The organism is Cyanobium sp. WKJ7-Wakatipu (assembly GCF_024345355.1).
Classification (GTDB): domain Bacteria; phylum Cyanobacteriota; class Cyanobacteriia; order PCC-6307; family Cyanobiaceae; genus Cyanobium_A; species Cyanobium_A usitatum.
The window spans coordinates 1-15,212 of record NZ_JAGQAY010000027.1; the positions used below are offsets into that span (position 1 = coordinate 1).

The 15,212-nt window shown below is 62.1% G+C and carries 13 protein-coding genes and 1 pseudogene; 7 read left to right on the forward strand and 7 right to left on the reverse strand.

Annotated features, from left to right (window positions below; genetic code table 11):
• Window positions 1-120: 120 nt before the first annotated feature.
• Window positions 121-3,066: pseudogene (locus KBY83_RS12340) on the forward strand (efflux RND transporter permease subunit); the annotation flags it as partial.
• Between the two features lie 134 nt (window positions 3,067-3,200).
• Here KBY83_RS12340 and KBY83_RS12345 read toward each other — a convergent pair.
• Entirely contained in the window at window positions 3,201-3,470 is a 270-nt protein-coding gene (locus tag KBY83_RS12345) for a hypothetical protein (RefSeq protein WP_255019795.1), read from the reverse strand.
• Window positions 3,471-3,493: 23 nt separating this feature from the next.
• Here KBY83_RS12345 and KBY83_RS12350 point away from each other — a divergent pair, with 23 nt between their 5' ends.
• From KBY83_RS12350 to KBY83_RS12370, 5 genes are all read left to right on the forward strand, one after another.
• The gene (locus KBY83_RS12350) at window positions 3,494-3,814 is read left to right on the forward strand and encodes a hypothetical protein (RefSeq protein ID WP_255019797.1); all 321 of its coding nucleotides are present in this window, start codon (window positions 3,494-3,496) and stop codon (window positions 3,812-3,814) included.
• Window positions 3,815-3,963: 149 nt separating this feature from the next.
• Window positions 3,964-5,019, forward strand: coding sequence for an efflux RND transporter periplasmic adaptor subunit (locus KBY83_RS12355; RefSeq protein WP_255019799.1), 1,056 nt, complete (start codon window positions 3,964-3,966; stop codon window positions 5,017-5,019).
• On the forward strand, window positions 5,016-8,306 hold the full coding sequence (locus KBY83_RS12360) for an efflux RND transporter permease subunit (protein ID WP_255019801.1): 3,291 nt from the start codon (window positions 5,016-5,018) through the stop codon (window positions 8,304-8,306). The genes KBY83_RS12355 and KBY83_RS12360 overlap by 4 nt, the downstream gene beginning before the upstream one ends.
• Window positions 8,306-8,578 carry a hypothetical protein gene (locus KBY83_RS12365; protein ID WP_254929630.1) on the forward strand — a complete coding sequence of 91 codons (273 nt, stop codon included), beginning with the start codon at window positions 8,306-8,308 and terminating at the stop codon, window positions 8,576-8,578. Before KBY83_RS12360 ends, KBY83_RS12365 begins: the two co-directional genes overlap by 1 nt.
• A 27-nt stretch (window positions 8,579-8,605) precedes the next feature.
• A complete protein-coding gene (locus KBY83_RS12370; protein ID WP_396093971.1) occupies window positions 8,606-9,913 on the forward strand; it encodes an APC family permease in 1,308 nt (435 codons plus the stop codon).
• Here KBY83_RS12370 and KBY83_RS12375 read toward each other — a convergent pair.
• On the reverse strand, window positions 9,906-11,561 hold the full coding sequence (locus KBY83_RS12375; RefSeq protein ID WP_255019805.1) for an alpha-D-glucose phosphate-specific phosphoglucomutase: 1,656 nt from the start codon (window positions 11,559-11,561) through the stop codon (window positions 9,906-9,908). The genes KBY83_RS12370 and KBY83_RS12375 overlap by 8 nt on opposite strands.
• A 162-nt stretch (window positions 11,562-11,723) precedes the next feature.
• Between KBY83_RS12375 and KBY83_RS12380 the strand changes: the two genes are divergently transcribed.
• Window positions 11,724-12,092, forward strand: coding sequence for a hypothetical protein (locus KBY83_RS12380; protein WP_255019806.1), 369 nt, complete (start codon window positions 11,724-11,726; stop codon window positions 12,090-12,092).
• Here KBY83_RS12380 and KBY83_RS12385 read toward each other — a convergent pair.
• The 5 genes from KBY83_RS12385 to KBY83_RS12405 form a co-directional block, all read right to left on the reverse strand.
• Complete coding sequence (locus tag KBY83_RS12385; protein WP_255019808.1) at window positions 12,075-12,500, reverse strand: hypothetical protein; 426 nt, start codon at window positions 12,498-12,500, stop codon at window positions 12,075-12,077. The genes KBY83_RS12380 and KBY83_RS12385 overlap by 18 nt on opposite strands.
• Window positions 12,501-12,522: 22 nt before the next feature.
• Window positions 12,523-13,737 (reverse strand): FAD-dependent monooxygenase, encoded by a 1,215-nt coding sequence (locus KBY83_RS12390; protein WP_255019809.1) that lies wholly within the window; start codon window positions 13,735-13,737, stop codon window positions 12,523-12,525.
• An 8-nt stretch (window positions 13,738-13,745) separates the two neighbouring features.
• Window positions 13,746-14,012, reverse strand: a complete 267-nt coding sequence (locus KBY83_RS12395) for a hypothetical protein (RefSeq protein ID WP_315858611.1) — start codon at window positions 14,010-14,012, stop codon at window positions 13,746-13,748.
• Between the two features lie 62 nt (window positions 14,013-14,074).
• On the reverse strand, window positions 14,075-14,470 hold the full coding sequence (locus tag KBY83_RS12400; protein ID WP_255019810.1) for a hypothetical protein: 396 nt from the start codon (window positions 14,468-14,470) through the stop codon (window positions 14,075-14,077).
• Between the two features lie 247 nt (window positions 14,471-14,717).
• Window positions 14,718-15,050: a diguanylate cyclase gene (locus tag KBY83_RS12405; protein WP_255019811.1), complete on the reverse strand. Its 333-nt coding sequence runs from the start codon at window positions 15,048-15,050 to the stop codon at window positions 14,718-14,720.
• Window positions 15,051-15,212 lie beyond the last annotated feature (162 nt).

The window sequence follows — 15,212 nt, forward strand, 5'->3', positions numbered from 1 at the left end:
GTTGGAACTCAGGCAGCGAGAGGCCTTTCTGAAACTGGACGGCACTGCGCGACATGGGCTAACTGGTATATGCGTACCAGTCTATGCGACCAGTTCGCCCTGTGCGGAGTGAGCTGGGTAATCACGAACCGCGTTTCCCTGGCTATGCCTCAGTTGCCCCAGCAGGTCTCGGCAACGGGGGTGTCGGTGATGCAGAGCACCCCATCGATTCTGCTTGCCTATCAGGTCACGTCTAGCCAGGGCCAATTTGATGCTTCCTATATCAACGGCTTGATTTATGAGCAGCTCTATTACCAGCTTGAGCGGGTCCCCGGAGTCGCTCAAGTCAATCTGCTGGGAGGTAGTAACCCTGCCTTCTGGCTGTTTGTTGATCCAAGCAAGCTCAGTGCTAACCAGCTGACTGCCGACCAGATCGTCAGTGCGGTCAAGAGTCAAAACAGCATCGCTATTGGTGGCCTGATTGGTGGTCCGCCAGCCGGAGGAGATCAGCTGTTCGCTTACCCGATCCTAGTGGCTGGCAACGGCAACTTGATGTCGGTAGATCAGCTCAATGACCTAATAGTTGGTAAGTCACCCCAGGGCAATCTGCTGCGTCTCCGCGATGTGGGCCAGGCTACCTATGGGTTTAATACCTTTGCTCAGCAGGCGGTGAGTTTCGACGGGTTTCCGTCTATCACCGTTGCGGTATTCCAAACTCCAGAGAGCAATGCTCTAGATGTATCTGAGGCTGTGGTGGCCGTGATGAATCAATTCACCCAGTCAGCTCCGCCTGGGATCGCGGTTAAAGAGATTTATAATATCGGTCAGTTTATTGAGTCTGCGGTTGAAGGGGTAACTGATGCTCTTGGCCTAGCCATTGTGTTGGTGCTAGTTATTCTGTTTCTGTTTCTGCAGAACTGGCGCGCCACGGTGGTGCCCAGTCTGGCGATCCCGATCTCACTCATTGGTACTTTCGCCTTCATCAAGGCTTTTGGATTTTCCATAAACCAGCTCACCTTGCTGGGCTTGGTGCTTGCTACTGGCTTGGTGGTGGATGACGCGATCGTGGTAATCGAGGCGGTTTCTGAAAACCTTGGGAGTGGCATGAGTCCACGCAAGGCGGCGATGGCCTGTATGGGTGAGCTAACTGGTGCTCTGATCGCTACATCGCTTGTGCTGATGGCGGTATTTGTGCCAGTAGCTTTTTACCCGGGTGGTATTGGCATTATCTACAAGCAATTCGCCCTCACGATCGCCTTTTCGATTGCCATCTCCACCTTCAATGCCCTGACCTTCTCGCCAATGATGTCGGCCCTGATCCTCAAGTCGGAGCAGCCTCCGAAGCCCAAGGGTTGGGGTTGGACCATCGGTGGTGTGGTAGTGGGCCTGGCCTTCGGCCGCTTCAGCGCCGCATCCTTTGGTGTCGGTGCCTACGTCTTCGGAGTTGTCGTGTTCGGGTTGGCTGGTAGCCGGCTTGCCTCAATTTTTGAGCAATTCAATCGGTTTTTTGCTTGGTTGCAGAGCAGTTATGCCCGCTTACTTGAGGTGCTGATCCGCCGCCGCAAATACGTTGTTGCGAGCCTCGCTGGCGGCATTGTGCTCACCGCGTTTGCTTTCTCGGCCCTGCCCTCGGCTTTCATCCCTGAGGAAGACCAGGGATATGGGGTGGGAATTTTCCAGTTGCAGAACGGTGCCTCCCTCAGTCTCACCCAGCAGACTGGCCTGGAGATTGCCAAGGTGCTCAAGGAGGAGCCAGACATCACGGCGGCTTCGGTGGTTAGCGGCTACGGCTTCAACGGCTCCAGCCCAGACCAGGGTGTGTTCTTCTTCGGCCTTAAGCCCCTTGAGGAGCGGAGTGGTGCCGATCAGAAAGCACCGGCAATTGTGGAGCGACTCAATGCCAAGCTTTCTAAAATTAGCAGTGGTCTAGTTGTAGCAGCCCAGCCACCCGCCATTCCTGGCTTCTCGGCCCAGGGTGGCTTCTACTTTCAGTTCAACGACTTAAGCAATGGCGCATACAGCTTTAACCAACTCGACGCCCTAGCTCAAAAGCTTGTGGCAGCTGGTACGGCATCCGATCAGTTTTCAAGCCTTTACACCCAGTTTATTCCAAGCGCCCCAGCATTTGGTCTGAAAATTGATCGCTCAATTATGGGCGCTCTGAACATCGATTTCCAGCAGGCGATGCAGACGATTGCCGTGCTTGCAGGTGGCAACTACTCAGGCTTGACCTATGAAAATGGCCAAGTGCGCAACATCTATGTGCAGTCAGAGGCATCCGGCCGCAGCACCCTTGAGGATGTGCTCAGTTACTACGTGCGTAACCGCGACAATAAGTTAGTGCAGGTCAGTGAGTTTGCTTCGTCAGAACTCACCAGTGCCCCTCCGGTTATTAGTCACTACAACCTTTACCGCACTATTTTGGTACAGGGCGCGGAGGCTGTTGGCAAGAGCCCTGGCCAGGCCTTGACGGCTATTCAGCAGATCTTTAAGCGGCTTGATTTCAATAATATTGGTTATGCTTTTACCGGACTTGCTTCCCTGCAGCTGTCTGCGGGTAATGCCAGCGTGCTGGTATTTGGCCTGGGCATCTTAATCGTTTACCTAGTGCTCTCTGCCCAGTATGAGAGTTACATTACTCCATTCATCATCTTGATGACTGTTCCCTTGGCGATGCTCGGCGCCTTGGTGTTCTTGGCGCTCCGCTCCATAGATCTAAATATTTATGCCCAAGTAGGTCTGGTGACCTTGATTGGCTTGGCGGCCAAGAATGGCATCCTGATTGTGGAGGTAGCTGAGCAGCATTTGGATGCGGGCATGACGGTGGTCGAGGCGGCGACCGCCGCCGCCGAATCACGGTTGCGGCCGATCCTAATGACCACCATTGCCTCCCTGGCTGGCTTCCTGCCCTTGGTGGTGGCGACCACCGCCGGGGCCAACAGCCAGCAGTCGTTGGGAACGGTGATCTTCGGTGGCCTGTTGGTGGCCACCGTGCTTTCCTTGGGAGTGGTCCCACCTATCTATGTGGCGATTAAGAACCTGGAGGCCCGCTGGTCCCCTGAACCTCGGCAGGAGTCGGCCGGTTGATCAGTGTTGGCGGCTGATGTGGCCGTTGTGCCAGCTCCGGTGCCAGGGCTTGACGGGGATGAACTCGGTCGCGTAGCCGAAGGCCGGATCGTGGATCGATTGGCTGAGCACGAGACTGCTCTCGTTGCTTGGATTTAGCGGTGGTAGGTGCATACCGGAATTTCAAGCCCCCCATGGCCCTTTCTGGAGCAATCAGGTGATGGGGTTGATCCCAGGCTGGCTTGAGCAGGATGACGGTGTTGATGCACGTAGTAATGCTCCGCTCCGTCGGGATCGGGTGGTGAGATTGCGGGTCCGTGGTGCACCACCAGATCGGCGCCGTTGTTGTGCGGCACGCTGGCATTGAAGAAGCACACCTGCGGCGTTGCGAGAAAAAGGTGGAAGGGAATGAATTGGAGGCGCACCGAGCCGCTCCTGGCTAAATCCCTTGTGGCAATGGTGCTGGCCGCTGCCCCATTCAGGGTGTGGCCGCTTCCAGGCGCTGGCCGGGCCAGCCGCGTCGACCACGCCATACGGCATCGTGTTTACAGAAGAAACACTGGAGCGTGATGTGTTGCGGTCGGGCCGTTGGCAGGCTGAGTTCATGGATTATGCCTATTTCACAATTCTGAGCAGCAACTGCTTTGGTCCGCCGGAGGGGCACCTGCTTGTGGGGCGACCGATCAAGGTGCTCCACATTGATCATAGCCTCGCCATGATCTGCGTATTCATTGTGATCCTTGTCAGGGCGATTAACACCCTCAATTGAGCCTCCCTATGGCCCCCGTACGAGTAGGGTTTTCCTGTGGGCGGATGTCTTTGCTTGACCCTGTTAGATGCTGCTCTTAACTTGAGCTGGTTTTGAAGCCCATCTTGCGCCACTCAGTGCAGCCCAGGCATCCTGCTTCCCTGGGGCCGATGCTGGCGTTTACGGTGCTTTTGGCCACCCTTGTCGGCTGCGTCAAACCGCCCCCGCCGCCGCCACAGTCCACCTTCTCTCTGGCTAATCCGACGCGCCAGACCTTTACCGATCAGGCCACCTACCAGAGCACGCTCGAATCGATCGCCAACGTGCCGCTGGCGGCGGAGATCGATGGCCGCATTGTGGCGATGCCGATGCGTGAAGGCCAACTGGTGCGCCCGGGTGATCCGCTGTTCCGGCTGGATCAGCTGCAGCAGCAGGCCAGCGTCGCAGCCGCCGCAGCCCAGGCCCGGGAAGATCGCCTTGAGGCGGAGCGCTACATTTTTCTTAATCAGCAGGGCGCCGCCTCCACCAAGCAGCGCGATGCCAAGGTGACGGCCGCGATCACCAGTGCCGAGCAGCTCAAAGCCAGCGTGGCCTCTCTAGCCTACAAGGATGTGACGGCGCCGATCGTCGGCATGGTGGGCGACATCCAGCACAAGCTGGGTTCGGTGGTGCGCCAGGGCGAAACCATCACCAACATTGTCGACAACCGTCGCCTCTGGGTCCGGCTGGATGTGCCCGGTGAGCAGGCCTATCGCGTGCGTCTCGGCATGCCGGTGGAGCTGCAGGCCCCCGACAAGCCGGCGCTGAAGGCGATCGGCGCGGTGACGTTCATTGCCCCATCGCTCGATCGCCGCACCCAAACGCTGCTGGTGAAGGCCACCTTCGACAACCCAGATGGCGCCCTGCGCGATCAGCAGCGCGTGCAGGCCAGCCTGCGTTTTGGTACGTCCAACACACTGGCGATTCCCCAGGCGGCGGTGCTGCTGCAGGCAGGGCAGACGTTTGTGTTCCGGGCAGTGCGGCCCGCCGAAGCCCAGCGCCTGATCGGCGCAGCCATCAAACCGGCCCCCTCTGCAAATGACCTGGTGGCGGTGCAGACGCCGGTGACCCTAGGCAGCTTGCAGGGCGGGCGCTTCGCCGTAATCAAAGGTCTTAGTTCAAGCGATGCAGTGGTTCTGGGCAATCTTGCCCAGCTGCGCAGCGGCATGGTGATCCCGCGGCGATGAGTCTCTCCGACACCTTCATCCGCCGGCCGGTGCTCAGCACCGTGTGCAGCATCCTGATCCTGATGGCCGGGGTGATTGCGCTGCCGCTGCTGCCCATCGAGAACCTGCCGAATATCGCGCCGCCCACAATCCAGGTGACGGCCAACCTGCCCGGGGCCGATGCGCACACTGTGGAAAGTGCCGTAACCGGCCCGCTCGAGGAGCAGATCAACGGCGCTCCGGGGATGGATTACATCAGCTCCAACAGCACCAGCCAGGGCGTCAGCCAGATCAATGTGGTGTTCAAGGCCGGCACCGATGCCGATATCGATCAGGTGAATGTGCTGAACCGGGTGCAGACCGCCTCGGCCCAGCTGCCTGAGCAGGTGAACTCCCAGGGAGTGACGGTGCAGCAGACAGCCACCAGCTATCTGCTGGTGTACAACCTCACCTCCACAGAAGGGCAGTTCAGCCGCGAATACCTCAACGGCCTTTATCAGCTCAACCTTGCCTATCCGCTCAGTCGGGCAGAGGGTGTGGGCCAGGTGACGGTGTTCGGCGCCAGTGACCCCGCCTATAAACTTTGGGTGGATCCGGCCAAGCTCAGCCGCTTCAACCTCACGATCCTGGATGTGGAGAACGCCCTGCGCTCCCAGAACCAGATCGTGGTGGGTGGCAGCATCGGCGGCCCGCCCGCCTCAGCCAACAACCCCACCAACCTGCCCGTGCTGGTGCAGGGCAACCTGCGCACCGTGGAGGAGTTCGAAAACCTGGTGCTTACCCGCGGCCCCTCGGGCATGGTTAGCGACAGCGGCCCCGATGGCAGCCTGATCCGGCTCCGCGATGTGGGCCGGGCGGAGTACGCCTTTCAGAACTTCAACCAGGCGGCGATCAACCTCATCACTGGCCACCCCTGCGTGGGCTTTGGGGTGATCCAGCTGCCGGGCAGCAACGCGATCACCACAGCCGAAGCGGTGGACCAGGTGCTATCGCAATTTCGCCGCACCCTGCCGCCGGGCGTGAAGCTGGAGAAGGTGTTCGACCAGACTGATTTCATCAATGCCTCGATCTTTGGGGCGCTGGATGCGCTGCGCGATGCCGTGGTGCTGGTGTTACTGATCATCTTCCTGTTTCTGCAGGACTGGAAGGCCACGATGGTGCCGGCCCTGGCGCTGCCGATCGCCTTGCTTGGGGCGATGGTTTTCGTGAAGGCGTTTGGCTTCTCGATCAACGAACTCACGCTGCTGGGGGTGATCCTGGCCACCGGCCTGGTGGTGGACGACGCGATCGTGGTGGTGGAGGCGGTGTCGGCCCGGATCGAAGCGGGCGACAAACCGTTTGCGGCAGCTTCCAACGCCATGAAGGAATTGACGGGCGCGATCCTGGCCACGGCGCTGGTGCTGCTGGCGGTTTTCATCCCCGTCACCTTCTTCCCCGGCGCCACCGGTGTGATCTACCGCCAGTTCGCACTCACGATCGTGTTCTCGATCCTGGTGAGCACCTTCAATGCGATCAGTGGCAAGCCGCTGCAATCAGCGTTGCTGCTGGGGGGCGGCAAGACCAACCCCAGCGGCCGCGCCTGGACGCTGATCGGCGGAGCCTTGGGTGCCGGCTATGGCTACCTCTTTGGCGGCTGGCTGTGGCTGCTGTTGTTCGGCGCCCTCGGCGCCGTGGTGGGCACCTATCTCAAGCCGATCTTCACGGGCTTCAACAGCCAGTTCGACCGCATGGCATCCGCCTATGGGCGGCTGCTGGAGCGCGCCATCCATGGTCGTCGTCTGCTGGTGAGCGCGGTCCTGGGGGGTGTGGTGCTCACCGGCCTGGCGTTCATCGCGATCCCGTCGGGCTTCGTACCCACCGAAGATCAGGGCTACGGCCTGGGCATCATCCAGCTGCCACCCCAGGCTTCGCTGGAGCAGACGATGAAGGTGGCCGATCAGGCCCGCCAGATACTGGCGCAGGAACCGGAGATCGTGAGCGGCGAGTTGATCGGCGGCGCCGGCTTCAACGGCGGTGCTCTCAATCAGGGCCTGTTCTTCTTCGGGCTGAAGCCGATTGAGGAGCGCAGCTCTGCTGATCAATCAGCCCGGGCGGTGGTGCAGCGGCTCAACAAGCAGTTCCAGACCATTGAGGGCGCCAAGGTCATGGCACAGCAGCCAGCTGCGGTGCCGGGCTTCAGTGCCCAGGGCGGCCTGTCGTTCCAGTTCAACGACCTCAGCAATGGTGGCTACAGCCCCACAGATCTGCTGGGGATGGCCAATCAATTGATCGACAAAGCCAAGGCCACCGGCTTCTTCTACAACCTCTACACCCAGTTCGTCAGCGATGCACCGGTGTGGCGAATCGAGCCCGACCGCGACCGTATGGCCTCGCTGCAGGTGGATTTCGGCACGGCGATGAAGGTCCTAGGGGCGGTTAACGGTGGGGCGTTCGTTAATCAGACCTACGAGAACGGTCAGTACCGCCAGGTGTATGTGCAGGCCGAGGGCAGCAGGCGCGAAACCATCGACAGCCTGAAGAATCTCTACGTTCCCGCAGCCGGCGGCGCCCAGATTCCCCTCGCCAATCTGGTGACGGTGCGGCTCGACAGTGCTCCGCCCATCATCAGCCACTTTGATCTCAACCGCACGGTGCTGATCCAGGGCTTCGAGGCGATCGGCAAGAGCACCGGCCAGGCCATCGATGCGCTCACGGCCACCTTCCAACGGCTGAACTTCACCAACATCGGCATGGACTGGTCGGCCCTGAGCCGCTCGGAAGTGGCGGCCGGTTCGCTGGCGGCGTTGGTATTCGCCCTGGGCCTGGTGGTGGTCTATCTAGTGCTCTCGGCCCAGTACGGCAGCTACATCGATCCGCTGGTGATCCTGATGACGGTGCCGCTGGCAATCCTGGGGGCACTGCTGTTCCTGGTGCTCAACAAGCAGGTGAACAATGTCTACGCCCAGGTGGGTCTGGTGACCTTGATCGGCCTGGCGGCCAAGAACGGAATCCTGATCGTGGACCTGGCCAACCAGCGCATGGAGGCGGGCCTGTCGGACGTGGAGGCGGCGACGGGGGCGGCCCAGTCGCGCCTGCGGCCGATTCTGATGACTGCCTCAGCTGCTCTTTCCGGCTTCTTCCCGCTGGTGGTGGCAAGCGGTGCTGGCGCCATGAGCCAGCGCTCGATCGGCTCGGTGATCTTCGGTGGGCTGCTGGTGGCAACGGTGATGAGCCTGTTCGTGGTGCCGGCCTTCTATGTGTTTATGAAACGGCTGGAGGCAAGCTGGTTCCCGGCCAGTGCCAGCAATCCCTCCATCCCCGCTTCCTGATGCCCCTGCCCCATCCACCCGGATACCAGCCGCCGCGCCAGAGTCAGGTGGATCGACGTCGGGTGCTGCTGGCCGCCGTGGTGTTGGCGGCTCTGGCGGCGCTGCTGCTCGTGCTGGGGCGCCGCGCCGCCGCCCATGCCGGTAATGCCCTGGCCCAACCTTCGCTGGAGCGGGCCCTGGTGGTGGTGCTGGTTGCGGCTGGTTGCGGCGCCTGGGGTGAAACGATGCGCCAGCTGGCAGGCATCTCCCGGGCCAGCGATTCGGAGGGCTGAGCTTTGCTGCGACGCTGTTTGGGCCCTGTGGCGGTGACGGCCCAGGCCATCGGCACGGTGGGGCTCACGCTCACGGCGGTGTTCAACATCCCCGAGGCGATGCGCACTGCCGGCTCCGCCACCTGGATCAGTTATGTCCTAGCCCTTGTGGTGGTGCTGCTGGTGGGCGAGACCCTGGTGCTGTTTCGCCAGCTGCCCGGCAGCCCCAACGGCATTGCTGGCTATGTGAGCGCTGGGTTGGGCCCGCGCACAGGCGCGGTGGCCAGCTGGGCCATGCTGCTGGGCTATGGCGCCACGCTGCTGGGCTGTCTGGTGTTCTTTGGGTTCTTCCTCGAGCAGCTGGTCTTGCATCTGGGCCTGCAGGCGCCGCGGCTGCTGGCCTATTTGATCGGGGCTCTGGGCTGTTTTGAGCTGGCCCGCCGCGACGTGCAGCTCTCCACTCGCACGATGATGGTCACCGAGAGCCTATCCGCCCTGATCATCCTCAGCCTCACTGCGGCCGTGGTACGGCAGGGCTGGGGCGCCCCGGATCTGGCGGCCATAAATCCTCTGAACGACACCGCTGCTCAAGTGCGCTCCGGATTGATGGTGGCTGTGCTCAGCTTCATCGGCTTTGAGAGCGCCGCAAACCTGGGCAGTGAGGCGCTCCAGCCGGAGCGGGCCATCCCGCGCAGCATTCGTACCGCCGTGCTGATCGCCGGCGGGCTGTTCGTGGTCTGGGGAGCATTCCTGCCGGAGGGTCTGGCCTGGCTGCCGGCGGCGGCCCGTCAGGGCCTCGATCCGCTCAGTGCCCTGGCCGATCGCCTGGGAATTCCCGGGGCGGGGCTGTGGATCAAGGTCGGCGCGCTGCTGTGTCTATTCGGTACCTGCATCGGGGTTCTTACCGCTATGGCCAGACTGCTGTTCGGCCTGGCCGAGCAGCAGCTGGTGCCGGCCCCTCTGGCCCGGGTGCATCCCCGCTTCCGCACCCCGTCTTGCGCCCTGCTCACGGCTGGTCTGCCCTTGGTGGCCGGAGGAGCGCTGGTGGTGCAGCGCAATCTCACCATCAACCAGATCTTCGGCCTGTTTGGTGGGTTCACCGTGCTCGGCTTTCTGCTGGTGTATGGCCTGGTGGCCATTTCCAGCCTGCGGGTGTCCCTGCCGGGGAACACCCGCGCCCGGCAGCTGCTGGTGGGCGGCACCGCTCTGGCGGCCGTGAGCGCCATGGCGGTGACCTATCTATCTGGCACCGTGGGCCAGCAGAACGGCATGCTGATCGCGTTCGCGGGTCTGCTGCTGATCGGCGTGCTCAGGGTTTGGTTGGTGCTGCCGGCGGCACCTGATCGCCTCAGGTGATCACGGTGGGGCGATCCATCCCCGTGCGGGTCTTGATTTCGGCCAGTCCGTCGATTGCCGTGATCAGCTCGCCGAGGGCCATTTGGGGATCCTGGCTGAGGTTGCCGCTAGGGGGCACATAGCTCTCCAGGTACACCCGCAGGGTGGCTCCCTGGGTGCCGGTGCCGGAGAGGCGCAGCACCACTCGGCTGCCATCTTCGAGCAGCAGACGCAGGCCTTGGCCGCTTGTGAGAGAGCCGTCCACCGGATCGGTGTAGGCGAAGTCGTCGGCGGTAGCGATATTGCGGCCGGCGAAGCTTTGGCCCACCAGCGCGGGCTGCATCTCCTTGATGCGGTTGTAGAGGCCATGGGCGGCCTCGCTGGCGATGGCTTCGTAGTCGTGGCGCGAGTAGTAGTGCCGGCCGAAACGGCTCCAGTGCTCGGCCATGATCCTGCTCACTGGTGCCTGCTTCCTGGCCAGGATCTGCAGCCAGAAAAGCACCGCCCAGAGGCCATCTTTTTCGCGGATGTGGTTGCTGCCCGTGCCGAAACTTTCCTCACCGCAAAGGGTGATGCGCCCCGCATCGAGCAGGTTGCCGAAGAATTTCCAGCCCGTTGGCGTTTCGAAGCAGGCCAGACCAAGCTCCTTCGCCACCACATCGGTGGCGGCGCTGGTGGGCATCGAGCGAGCCACACCGGCTAGGCCATCGGCGTAGCCCGGGGCCAAGGTGGCGTTGGCGGTGAGTACCGCCAGGCTGTCGCTTGGATTCACGAAGCAGCGCGTCCCCAGCACCATGTTGCGGTCGCCGTCGCCATCGCAGGCGGCACCGAATTTGTAGGCATCGCTGCCCATCAGCAGCTCGGCCAGGTCGTGGGCGTAGGTGAGGTTGGGATCGGGGTGGCCGCCGCCAAAATCTTCTAGGGGGATGCCGTTGCGCACCGTGCCCGCGGGAGCGCCAAGCAATTCTTCGAAGATCCGGCTGGCGTAGGGGCCGGTCACTGCGTGCATGGCATCGAAGGCCATCGGAAAGTCGCCCCGCAATAGATCGCCGATCTGGTCGAAGTCGAACAGGCGCTGCATCAGCGCTACGTAGTCGTCGACGCCATCAATAACCTCAACCTGCAGGTCGCGAATGCTGCTGAGCCCTGGCGTTGAGAGGTCGGGATCGCTGCCGCCTTCGCAGATCCGATAGCCGCCTAGTTCCAAGGTGGCGGCGTAAATCGCGTCGGTGATCGATTCCGGCGTGGGGCCGCCGTTGGCGCCGTTGATCTTGACGCCGAAATCGCCATCGGGGCCGCCGGGGTTATGGCTGGCCGAGAGAATCACCCCGCCCACGGCGCCGTGTTGACGTATCAGGTGGGAGGCGGCTGGGGTGGAGAGGATGCCGCCGGTGGTGGTAATCAGCCGGGCCACGCCATGGGCGGCGGCCATGCGGGCGATCACGTTGATGGCTGCGAGGTTGCCGTAGCGTCCGTCACCTCCCACTACCAAGGTGCCGCCGGCCACGCCTGGCAGCACCTGCAGGCTCGCTTCGATGAAGCTCTCTAGGTAGTGGGGGGTCTGGAATTGGCGACTGCTCTTGCGCAGACCGGAGGTGCCGGGCTTCTGGTCGCTGAAAGGCTGAGCCAGGGAAATCTGCCGAATGCTCACGGGATTACTGCTGGTCATCGGCCGAATCCACAGGGGCACTGGGGCACCAAATTAGCCTTGGCTTGTCACCTTTCCAGAACTGACTAGCTTCCAAGGGAAGGCAGTTGAATGGGGACAAGGGTGTTGGCCGAAAACAGGTTTGCCAGCGGGCACATTTGGAGAGTGGCTTGCTTAGCTGGATTGGCACTGACAGCCAGCTCGTTAGCGGCCACAGAAGCCGGCCGGGCGGCAGTGATGGGGGGAGCCCGCGCCCTTCCTTTGGCGGAGGCGGTGCAGCGCAGTCGGTTGGCAGCTGAAGCCGTGATCCAGCGACGCGGCAAGGAAACCTGCCTGCGCGGCAAGCTCACCAATGCCTTACTGGGTCTGTCTGCCAGCTGTGAAGTTGCTGCTCAGAAGGACGGTCTCTGTGCCTTGGCCGATCAGGCGGTGGTGCAGGTCGGCTGGTCGCTGGCTTTTATGGACAGCACTGCCCAGCAGGTGCTGAACCTGATCGAGAGCAAGCCGGAATCAGGATCAGGACCAGGATCAGGATCAGGACCCAGGAATTAGGTTGAACCCACCTTTTTTCTCCTTGGGTTTGGTGTCAGTTTTGCTCGGGGCGACCGTGCGGGTCTGCTGTTTGCAGAACGGGATCACGTCCTGGCCGGCTCGGTTGAGAGCTTCGCGCCTTTCAAAAGTGTTGGTGGTAGCTGGCTTTGCCCGTTCGCGGATCGTCCAGATGGCGTCCTTGCAGGTGGCGCCAAGGCGGGGGTGATCCATCAGCGGATCGGCCATGGTGCTTGCCTTGCCGCAGGCTTCGATCGTGTTGTCTCTTCCGCAGGCGAAGGTTTGGAGCTGGAGCTCGCGCAACAGGTCCATGGATGGGTACGGCGGGTCCTTGGGTGCTGCCTGTAGGGGGGCAGTCAGCAGGGCGATCAGGCCAAGGGCAAGTGCGGGATCAATCCGAGGCGCGGCCATGGTTACACCGGGGTTGCTCCCATCATGGCGGTCCTGGCAGCTGGGCTAGCCCCTGACGCAGCGGTTGTTGCTGCTGGCTCCAGTGGGCAGCGATCGCGGGGCCCACAAGGGGTGCGGCGATCGCCAGAGCCCCCCGCAACCAACCCTGCTGCCGCAACTGCTCTCCCCGGGCGGCTTCGGCAGCCTGCAGGGTTTGCATATCTGTGATTTCGGGCCGCCGCTCCGCCTCAATTTGGACGGCCACCCCATCAAGGGCAGCGTCGCTGCAGCCACTGCTGAGCAGAGGCAACAACCGCATGGCGGCTACCCAGGCATCACGCAGGGCCATGTTGATGCCCTGGGCTCGCACCGGTCCCATCGGGTGGGCCGCATCGCCAAGCAGCAGCAGGCCCGGTTGGCACCAGCGCTCCGCTAGTCCCACCTGCACCGTCAGCCGGCTGGGCGCCCCCAATCCGCCGCGCCACTGCCGTAGCCAGGCCGCTAGCTGAGGTGGACTCAATGCTGCCATCCGCTCGATCCAGCCTTCTCTGCTGAGCTCGGGTGTGGCTTGAGACTTGCCAATAACCCAGCCCAGCTGCACGCCGCCGCTGGCGCTTTCGAAAGCGCTGAAAACCCCCTGGGGCCCCACCAGGGTGGTGAAGGAGCCAGCTAAGGGCGAGGCCGCGGGACTGGCCAGTTGAAACCAGAGCAAGTCGATCGGGCTGGGGCTGCTCTGCAGCGCTAGCCCTGCCTTCTGGCGCACCAGGGAGCCCCGGCCATCGCAGCCGACGACAAGGTCGGCAGGTAGCTGACTGCCATCGCGCAGTTGCACCCCCGCCACCCGCTCCTGCTGCCACAGCAGGTCAACCACCGGTTGGCCCCGCTCAATCGCAAAGGAGGGGTAGGTGCTGCCTCGTTTCAGCAGGGCCTCCAGCAGGGCCGGCTGGCTCACCAGGGTGCAGGGCCGGCTGGGATCACCGCCGAGGGGCTCGGTGGCGGTAAATAGCTCCTGGCCATTCACCACGAAGCGCCATTCCACCAGGGGCCGGTGGGGCAGGCCTGGAATCAGCTCGAGCAGCCCCATGGCCGCTAGGGCCTCTAGCCCTGAGGGCATCAGCGCTTCGCCGCGGAATTGACGCTCCAGGTTGGTGCCGGCCTCCACCAGGGTTACGGCCATACCACCACGGGCCAGCAGTAGGGCCAAGCTGGCCCCCGCCGGTCCGGCACCCACCACCACCACCTTGGGGCGGTGGCTCAAGGGGCTACTCAAACGAAGGAGTTGTAGTTGCGAGTGCCGCCGCTCACCGGGTCGACATGGCCCGTCAACTGGCTTTTCTTGCTGAGTAAATATTCCACCAGCTCCTGCTGAACGGCCAACAGTTCATTGGTGCAGCCGCGGAATGCGGCCCGGTGGCGTATTTCATCGTGCCGGGTGTGCAGGTCGCGCAGCATCAGCTGGATGGCATCCAGGGTGGCCGACGTGTTGCGGGATGCCGGCGGGGCATTCAAGGCACGCTCCGTTCCACTGACCATGGCCAAAGCATTGAGGGGAAGGCCAAGCGTAGGAGGGGGGCCGCCTGGATCACGGCTCCCGATCAGCAGTCGCCAAACAGGGTGCTGGACACCTGATGGAATGTTTCAAAGGTGTCTTGGTGGTCCAGCCCGCTCACCGCCAGGGAGACGGTCTGCTGGCGGGGGTTGCATTCCACCGCCAGGCTCACTGCCCTGGCGCCATGGTCGGCATGGAAAGCGGCGCTCTGGCCGTCAACGGCGTAGAGGGTTTCGGGGGCGTGGGTGAAGCCGAGCTGGTTGGCCAGCAGGCTGATGCCGGCGAGGGACTGGGCCAGGCTGCCGTCGCAGCGGATGGCAGTGGTGTAGACCACCGGCGCGGCGGGGGTGGTGTCCTCACCCGGCAACACCAGGGAGCTCGCCAGCGACTTGATCAGGCTGCCGGTCTTAGCCAAGCTGCCGGTCTTCACCAAGGTTTTCATCGGCGTCGTTGGCCATCCGAACAATTGAACTTTAGGTGCAGATCACTAGATGTGGTGCTTGGGGTTGCTAGAGGCCCACATATGGTGGGTGGAGCGCCCATACCCCGCTTTCCCGACTCAGCTGCGCTGAACCCAGCTCCATCAAGGGTTGATCTGTTGCGATTGCTGGCTCGGTCTGCTGCAGGGGCTCTGTTCTCGCGAGACGAGCGACCTTGCCCGTCCGACTCGGATCAAGGGGGTAGGACGTTTATTCCGATATTTCTTTGCTGACGAAGCAATTGCGACCCCTCGCTTTTGCTTCATAGAGCAACTTGTCAAGCTCTTGAATCACGTCTTCAAAAATGACTTTAACGCCAGAAGCGCAATAAAGTATGCCTGCACTCATTAAGATGCCTTCGGGGAAATCAAAGGCTCGTTTCGCTTGGCTTCGGAGACCATCTTGAATGGCGCTGAGCCAACTTATGGTTTCATCGGGCAACTGCGAGGGAATGGCGATAACAAATTCGTCGCCGCCAAATCTTGCGGCAAATGCCTGATCTCCTAATTGCGCTGATAATGCAGCTCCAGTCTTCGCAGGCATCCGGTGAGCTCATCGATGTTGGCGCTAGCGTGCAAACGACTGTCTGCCTGTTTCAGGAGCTCAAGCTGACGCTCGAGTTGACGTCTTTCCCATGGATGTGCGTTGGCCGAATTGAGGTTGGTAGATGCAGCTTCCTCGCTGAGGGCATCCCGTTGGGCTTGG

Excerpts from the sequence above, each read along its gene's own strand:
- KBY83_RS12355 (WP_255019799.1), top strand. The coding sequence starts at position 3,964 with ATGCTGGCGTTTACGGTGCTTTTGGCCACCCTTGTCGGCTGCGTCAAA.
- KBY83_RS12375 (WP_255019805.1), bottom strand. The coding sequence starts at position 11,561 with ATGACCAGCAGTAATCCCGTGAGCATTCGGCAGATTTCCCTGGCTCAG.
- KBY83_RS12395 (WP_315858611.1), bottom strand. The coding sequence starts at position 14,012 with ATGGTCAGTGGAACGGAGCGTGCCTTGAATGCCCCGCCGGCATCCCGC.
- KBY83_RS12405 (WP_255019811.1), bottom strand. The coding sequence starts at position 15,050 with ATGCCTGCGAAGACTGGAGCTGCATTATCAGCGCAATTAGGAGATCAG.
- KBY83_RS12365 (WP_254929630.1), top strand. The coding sequence starts at position 8,306 with ATGCCCCTGCCCCATCCACCCGGATACCAGCCGCCGCGCCAGAGTCAG.
- KBY83_RS12400 (WP_255019810.1), bottom strand. The coding sequence starts at position 14,470 with ATGAAAACCTTGGTGAAGACCGGCAGCTTGGCTAAGACCGGCAGCCTG.
- KBY83_RS12385 (WP_255019808.1), bottom strand. The coding sequence starts at position 12,500 with ATGGCCGCGCCTCGGATTGATCCCGCACTTGCCCTTGGCCTGATCGCC.
- KBY83_RS12360 (WP_255019801.1), top strand. The coding sequence starts at position 5,016 with ATGAGTCTCTCCGACACCTTCATCCGCCGGCCGGTGCTCAGCACCGTG.